Origin of the sequence: Methylobacterium sp. WL103, from assembly GCF_008039885.1 — a bacterium.
In the GTDB taxonomy this organism is placed as follows: domain Bacteria; phylum Pseudomonadota; class Alphaproteobacteria; order Rhizobiales; family Beijerinckiaceae; genus Methylobacterium; species Methylobacterium cerastii.
Map to the genome: position 1 here is coordinate 1 of NZ_VRUX01000206.1, position 6,897 is coordinate 6,897.

At 70.7% G+C, this 6,897-nt stretch carries 4 protein-coding genes and 2 pseudogenes; 2 read left to right on the forward strand and 4 right to left on the reverse strand.

Features of this window, described 5'->3' with window-relative positions:
• Positions 1–178: pseudogene (locus FV222_RS13690) on the forward strand (IS481 family transposase); the annotation flags it as partial.
• Here FV222_RS13690 and FV222_RS13695 read toward each other — a convergent pair.
• From FV222_RS13695 to FV222_RS13710, 4 genes are all read right to left on the reverse strand, one after another.
• Positions 175–1,326: an acyl-CoA dehydrogenase gene (locus FV222_RS13695; protein WP_147764902.1), complete on the reverse strand. Its 1,152-nt coding sequence runs from the start codon at positions 1,324–1,326 to the stop codon at positions 175–177. The pseudogene FV222_RS13690 and the gene FV222_RS13695 sit on opposite strands and share 4 nt — an antisense overlap.
• Before the next feature lie 182 nt (positions 1,327–1,508).
• Positions 1,509–2,705 carry an acyl-CoA dehydrogenase family protein gene (locus FV222_RS13700; RefSeq protein ID WP_147814664.1) on the reverse strand — a complete coding sequence of 399 codons (1,197 nt, stop codon included), beginning with the start codon at positions 2,703–2,705 and terminating at the stop codon, positions 1,509–1,511.
• A gap of 3 nt (positions 2,706–2,708) precedes the next feature.
• Positions 2,709–3,893, reverse strand: a complete 1,185-nt coding sequence (locus tag FV222_RS13705) for an acetyl-CoA C-acyltransferase (RefSeq protein WP_147764900.1) — start codon at positions 3,891–3,893, stop codon at positions 2,709–2,711.
• Positions 3,890–5,608 (reverse strand): AMP-binding protein, encoded by a 1,719-nt coding sequence (locus FV222_RS13710; RefSeq protein ID WP_147814666.1) that lies wholly within the window; start codon positions 5,606–5,608, stop codon positions 3,890–3,892. The genes FV222_RS13705 and FV222_RS13710 overlap by 4 nt, the downstream gene beginning before the upstream one ends.
• A gap of 172 nt (positions 5,609–5,780) precedes the next feature.
• On the opposite strand from FV222_RS13710, the pseudogene FV222_RS29620 reads away from it, so the two are divergent.
• Positions 5,781–6,761, forward strand: a pseudogene (locus tag FV222_RS29620) (CaiB/BaiF CoA-transferase family protein); the annotation flags it as partial.
• Positions 6,762–6,897 lie beyond the last annotated feature (136 nt).

The following is a 6,897-nucleotide window of genomic DNA, read 5'->3' on the forward strand; positions in this document are numbered from 1 at the left end:
CAGCTACGACAAGCTCCGCGCCCATCTGGCCGACTTCGTCAGCGCCTACAATTTTGGCCGCCGCCTGAAGACCCTGCGGGGTCTCACGCCCTACGAGGCCATCTGCAAAGCATGGTCCGCCGAGCCCAGTCGCTTCAGGTCAAACCCGCTCCACCAAATGCCGGGACCAAACATCTAGGCCGCGATCAGGCCGCCGTCGTCGGCGACGCGGCGCAGGTGGTAGGGCGTGTCGCCGAGCTGGTACTCGATCATCGCCAAGCGCTTGAAGTGGTGCGCGCCGATGTACTCCATGGTCATGCCGATGCCACCGTGGAGCTGCACAGCCTCCTGGCCGAGGAAACGGCAGGCCTTGTTGACCTGAACCTTCACCGCGGAGAGCGCGGCTGCGCGCTCGGCGGCGTCGGCGGAATCCACCATCATCGCCCCGTAGATCGCCATCGAGCGCGCCTGTTCCAGGGCGATCAGCATGTCGACCGCCCGGTGCTGCAGCGCCTGGAAGCTGCCGACTGTCACGCCGAACTGCTTGCGCTGCTTGAGGTAGTCGACGGTGAGCGCGTGCAGCGCCGACATCGAGCCGAGCGCCTCTGCCGCCAGCGCCGCGATGCCGTGCTCGGCCACGCGCACGAGGAGCGGCAGGCCGTCCTCCGAATCGCCGAGGACGGCGTCCGCGCCGACCGCGACGTTGGCGAAGGCGACCTCCGCGGCCCGCCCGCCATCCTGGGTCGGATACGCTTCGATGGTCACGCCCGGCGCGTCCGCCGGCACCACGAACAGGCCGATGCCGTGCCGGTCGCGGCGCTCGCCCGAGAGGCGGGCGCTGACCACGATCAGGCCGGCGGAATCGGCGTTCAGCACCACGCTCTTCTGGCCGTCGAGCACGTAGTGCGAGCCCTCGCGGCGGGCTTTCGTCGCGACATCGTGAAGGTCGTAGCGGGACTGCCGCTCCGTGTGGGCAAGCGTGAGACGCGTGGTGCCCTCGATCAGGCCGGGCAGCCAGCGCGCCTTCTGGTCCGAATCGGCGCCGAGGCGAATCGCCGTCGCGCCGAGGACGCCGCTGGCGAAGACCGGCTCGACGGCGAGGTTCCGGCCGATGGCCTCCATCACGATCATCGTCTCGACCGCGCCGCCGCCGAACCCACCATCCTCTTCCGAGAACGGCAGGCCGCAGACGCCGAGCTCTGCGAGCTTGCCCCAGTTCGCCTCGGAGAACCCCATCGGCTCGCGGGTCCGGGCCTGGCGCGCCTCCAGCGAGGGATAGCCGTCGGCGCAGAAGCGCTCGACGCTGTCGCGCAACAGGTTCTGCTCTTCGCTGAAGTCGAAATCCATGAAACGAACCGCTTTCTACGAGACGCTCGACGCGACCGATGCGGCCGCGGGTCCCTTCTCCCAGGGGGAGAAGGACAGGATGAGGGGCGTGACCTTTCCGGATAGGTGACGCCCCTCACCCCAACCCTCTCCCACCGGGAGAGGGGGTGGTCCGGAGCCACGCCCGCCGGACGGAGCAGAAATCAAAGCCCCAAGATGCCCTTGGCGATGACGTTGTGCTGGATCTCGTTCGAGCCGCCGTAGATCGAGACCTTGCGGTTGTTGAAGTAGCTCGGCGCGGCCGCATCCACCCAGTCGAAGCCGCCGGGCGGATTGTTGCCGCCGCCGCCGCGGGCGGGCGCCGCGAGCGAGAACGGGCCGGCCAGCTCCACCAGCAGTTCGGTGGCGGCCTGTTGGAGCTGCGAGCCGCGGATCTTGAGGAGCGAGGAGGCCGGGTCGGGTTGCACCGAGTCGGCGCGGCCCTGCTTGGCCGCGACCCGCATCTGGGTGATCTCCAACGCCTTCAGCTCGATCTCGACCTCGGCGACGCGTCCGCGGAAGTCGCCGTCGTCCCACATCGAGCCGGCGCCGGACGGCATCTCCCGCGCCAAGCGCTTGATGCGCTGGATCCGCTCCTTGGTCAGGCCGATCCGGGCGATGCCGGTGCGCTCGTTGGCGAGCAGGAACTTGGCGTAGTCCCAGCCCTTGTTCTCCTCGCCGACCAGGTTCTCGACCGGCACGCGCACGGAATCGAAGAACACCTCGTTGACCTCGTGGCGCCCCTCCAGGGTGATGATTGGGCGCACGGTGATGCCGGGCGTCGTCATGTCCATCACCAGGAAGGAGATGCCGCGCTGCTTCTTCGCCTCCATGTCGGTGCGCACGAGGCAGAAGATCCAGTCGGCGTGCTGGCCGAGCGTCGTCCAGGTCTTCTGGCCGTCGACGACGTAGTGGTCGCCGTCGCGCACGGCCTTCGTCTTGAGCGAGGCGAGGTCGGAGCCGGCGCCGGGCTCGGAGAAGCCCTGGCACCACCAGTCGTCGAGGTTCGCGGCGCGCGCCAGAAAGCGCTCCTTCTGCGCCTGGTTGCCGAAGGTCGCGAGCACCGGGCCGAACATGTAGCAGTTGAACTGCTGCGGCAGCGGCACCGCCGCCTGCAGCAGCTCCTCGGTGTAGATGTAGCGCTGGATCGGCGTCCAATCCTGGCCGCCCCATTCCTTCGGCCAATGCGGCACGGCCCAGCCGCGGGCGTTGAGGATGCGCTGGGCCGTGACGACGTCGTCCTTGCCGAGGCCCCGGCCTTCCGAGACCTTGCGGCGGATCTCGGCCGGGATCTTCTCGCGGCAGAAGCTGCGGACCTCGTCGCGAAACGCGATCTCCTCGGCGGTGAAGCGCAGGTCCATGGCTCAGTTCCCGATCTCGAACAGGCCGGCGCAGCCCATGCCGCCGGCCACGCACATGGTGACGACGGCGTAGCGCGCCCCGCGGCGGCGGCCCTCGAGCAGGGCATGGCCGACGAGGCGGGCGCCGCTCATGCCGAAGGGGTGCCCGACGCTGATGGCGCCGCCGTTGACGTTGACCCGCTCCGGGTCGATCCCGAGCGTGTCGCGGCAGTACAGCGACTGGCTCGCGAAGGCCTCGTTCAGCTCCCACAGGTCGATGTCGGCGACCTTGAGCCCGTGCCGCTCCAGCAGGCGCGGCACCGCGAAGACCGGGCCGATGCCCATCTCGTCCGGGCCGCAGCCGGCCGACGCGAAGCCGCGGAAGGTGCCCAGTGGGGCAAGCCCGCGCCTCACGGCCTCCGCCCCCGACATCACCACGCAGGCCGAGGCCCCGTCCGAGAGCTGGCTGGCGTTGCCGGCGGTGATGAACGCGGTCTCGCCGCGCACGGGCTTGAGCCTGGCCAGACCTTCGAGCGTCGTGTCGGGGCGGTTGCCCTCGTCCTTGGCGAGCCGCGTCTCGACGGTGCGGGTCTCGCCGGTGGCCTTGTCGGTCACCGACATCATCGCGGAGATCGGCACGATCTCGGCATCGAACAGGCCGCGCTCCTGCGCCGCCGCGGTGCGACGCTGGCTTTCCAGCGCGAACGCGTCCTGGGCCTCGCGCGAAATGCCGTAACGCTCGGCGACGATGTCGGCGGTCTCGATCATCGGCATGTAGATCGCCGGCAGGTGGGCGAAGAGCCAGTCGTTGCGGGTCAGCTCCTTCTGCACCTTCGGCTGCACCAGGCTGATCGATTCGAGGCCGCCGGCCACCGCCACCGGCACGCCGTCGAGGATCACGCGCCGTGCGGCGCTGGCGATCGCCTCGAGGCCCGAGGCGCAGAACCGCGACACCGTCACGCCGGCCGACCCGACCGGAATGCCGGCGACGAGGCTCGCGTGCCGCGCGACGTTGCCGCCGGTCGCGTTCTCAGGATAGCCGCAGCCGAGCACGACCTCCTCGACCTCGGCCGGCTCGACGCCGGCGCGCTCAACCGCGGCGCGGATCGCGTGCGCCCCGAGGTCGGCGCCGTCTGTCAGGTTCAGCGCGCCGCGGAACGCCTTGCCGATCGGCGTGCGGGCGGTGGAGACGATGACGGCGTCGATCATGCGGGTCGGGCTCCGGTGTTGTCGCGCGCCGTCATGGCCTGTTCTTCGGCGACGAGCACGCTGGCGAGCAGCTTGCCCGCCGGGCTACGGGGGAGGGCGTCCCGGAATTCGAGCGCCCGCGGGATCTCGTGGCGGCCGATGCGGCTGGCGAGGAAGGCGTTGAGCTCGTCGAGGGTGAAGCGCTCGGCGCCGGGCTTCAGGTTGACGAAGGCCTTGGCCGCCTGGCCGCGATAGTTGCAAGGGATGCCGATGACGATGGTCTCGGCGACCGCCGGATGCTCGTAGATCGCGCTCTCGATCTGCACCGGGTAGACGTTGTAGCCGCCCGAAATGATCATGTTCTTGCGCCGGTCGACGAGGTCGAACAGGCCGTTCTCGTCCACTCGCCCGATGTCGCCGGTGAGGAACCAGCCGTCGCGGAACGCTTCGGCCGTGGCGTCCGGCTGCTCGAAGTAGCCGGCGAAGACGTTGGGCCCGCGGATCGCGATCTCGCCGGTCTCCCCGGTCGGCACCTCCACCGAAGGGTCGTCGAGGGAGACGACCCGCATGGCGATGCCCTTCAACGGGATGCCGATCACGCCGGGCCGGCGCTCGGCCGCGCGCGGCAGGCGGGTGCCGGCAGGCGAGGTCTCGGTCATGCCCCAGCCGACCCCGAGGTTGACGCCCATCAGCCGGCTCAGGCGGCCCATCACGTCGAAGGGCAGGGGCGCGCCGCCGCTCATGCACGAGCGGAGCGACGAGAAGTCCACCGCCTCGATGCCGGGGCGATTCAGCAGCGCGAACCACATCGTCGGCACCCCCGGCAGCGCCGTGGCGCGGCGGACTTCGATGTCGGCGACGATCTCCTCCGGGTCGAAGCGCTGGCGCAGCAGGATCTGCGTGCCGCCGCGGATGCCGCGCAGGAGCACCGTCGTCAGCGCGTAGATGTGGAACAGCGGCAGAACGCAGACGGCGCGGGCCGAGGCCTCGCCCTCGTCGCCGTCGTCTGTCCAGAGCCGGTACATCGAGACGGCGGCCGTCAGGTTGCCGTGGGTCAGCATCGCCGCCTTCGGCAGGCCGGTGGTGCCGCCGGTGAATTGCAGCAGCATCACGTCGGAGGGCTTGCGCTGCGGCCAGGCGGCCGGGCGCGGCGCGCTGCGCAACGCGGCCAGCGGTACGACGCCGGAGCGGTCCGGGATCGGCAGGGGCTCCAGCACGGTGGAGGCGCCCCATTCCGCGTCGTCGCCGACGAGGACGGTGTCCACGGCGCCCTCGTCGAGCAGCGTCAGCGCCACCGGCAGGAAGCCGGGCAGGTTGGTGGTCACGAGGACGCGGGCGCGGGTGGTGCCGAGCTTGTGCGCAAGTTCCCGCGGCGCATCGAGGCCGGACAGGTGCGCCACCCGCAGCCCGGCGCGGGCTGCGGCGAAGAACGCCACAGGGTGGAACGGGGTGTTCGGCAGGTGCAGGCCGATCGTGGCGTCGGGCGCCAACCCGAGCCGGATCAGGCCGGCGGCGATCGCCTCGACGTGGTCGGCGAATTCGGGAAAGCCGATCGCGCGTCCGCGAAAATCGAAAGCCGGCCCCTTCGCCCCGGCGACGCCGGCCGCGAGCAGGTCCGGAATCGTTCCGACCTCGATCGCGCCGTCCCAGTCGCAGGCTTCGGGGAAGTGCCGCGCCCGAGCCTCCGCCCGAGCCTCCGCTGGCGATTCGGCCTCTCGGATCGCCGGATGCGACACGCCAACCTCCCAGACGCGACCTCGGGCGGGCCGCTATTCCATGATTGCGAAATTCGATTTATGCCGATGGCGGTCGCTGTCAACCGAACATACCGGTTTTTCGAAACCGGAAGGCCGGGCGCGACGCCGGGCGGCGCTGCAGACGCGCCGAATTCAGGATCTGGAGGAACCGATGGAGCCGACGACGGAACAGGACCTGCCGCTGTCGGGCATCCGCGTCCTCGACCTGTCGCGCGTGCTGGCCGGCCCGTGGTGTGGACAGGTGCTCGCCGACCTCGGCGCCGACGTGATCAAGGTCGAGCATCCCGAGCGCGGCGACGACACCCGCGACTGGGGCGTCGCCACCAGCCCGGGCAACACCACCTATTTCGACAGCGTGAACCGCAACAAGCGCTCGCTCGGCCTCGACCTCGCGACCGAAGAGGGCGCGGACCTGGCGCGCAGGATCGCCGCCGGCTGCGACGTGCTGATCCAGAACTTCAAGCGCGGCGGCGCCGACAAGCTCGGCCTCGGCTACGCGCGCCTCTCGGCCGAGAACCCGGGCTTGGTCTACTGCTCGGTGGCCGGCTACGTCGGCGACGGGCCGGAGGCGGACCGGCCGGGCTACGACCTCGTGGTGCAGGGCGAGTCCGGGCTGATGGCGTTGAACGGCCGGCCCGAGGAGCCGCCGCTGAAGTTCGGCGTGGCGGCGGTGGACCTGTTCACCGGCCAGTACGCGGCGCAGGCGGTGCTCGCCGCGCTGCTGCAACGCCACCGCACCGGGCGCGGCCGCCACGTCGAGATGGCGCTCTACGATTCCGGCCTCAGCCTCACCTCCTATGTCGGCCTCGCGGCCCTCGCCCTCGGCCGCGATCCCGAGCGGGTCGGCAACGCCCACCCGGCGATCGTGCCCTACGGCGTGTTCGAGGCGGCGGACGGTCCCCTCGTGATCACGGTCGGCAACAACGGCCAGTATCGCCGCTTCTGCACGGTGATCGGCCGCGAAGACCTCGCCGCCGACCCGGACTTCGCGACCAACCTCGGCCGCTCGCGCCATCGCGCACGGCTCGCCCCCGAGATCGACCGCGAGCTCACCCGCATCCCGCGGGCGGCGCTGATCGAGGCGCTTCGCGCCGCGGGCATCCCCTGCGGCGAGGTCGCGGGCCTGCAAGAGGCTTTCCGCTCCGAGCGCACGGCGCAGGCCGGCATGCTGCACGCGGGCCGCTCGCCCGTCCTCGCGCCGCCAGATCCTTTGGGATCGCCCGCCATTGGCAGCCAGTGCTCAGCACGTACATCAGGCCGTTTACCAC

Coding starts and splice junctions, on each gene's coding strand:
- FV222_RS13695 (WP_147764902.1), bottom strand. CDS start 1,326: ATGGATTTCGACTTCAGCGAAGAGCAGAACCTGTTGCGCGACAGCGTC.
- FV222_RS13705 (WP_147764900.1), bottom strand. CDS start 3,893: ATGATCGACGCCGTCATCGTCTCCACCGCCCGCACGCCGATCGGCAAG.
- FV222_RS13700 (WP_147814664.1), bottom strand. CDS start 2,705: ATGGACCTGCGCTTCACCGCCGAGGAGATCGCGTTTCGCGACGAGGTC.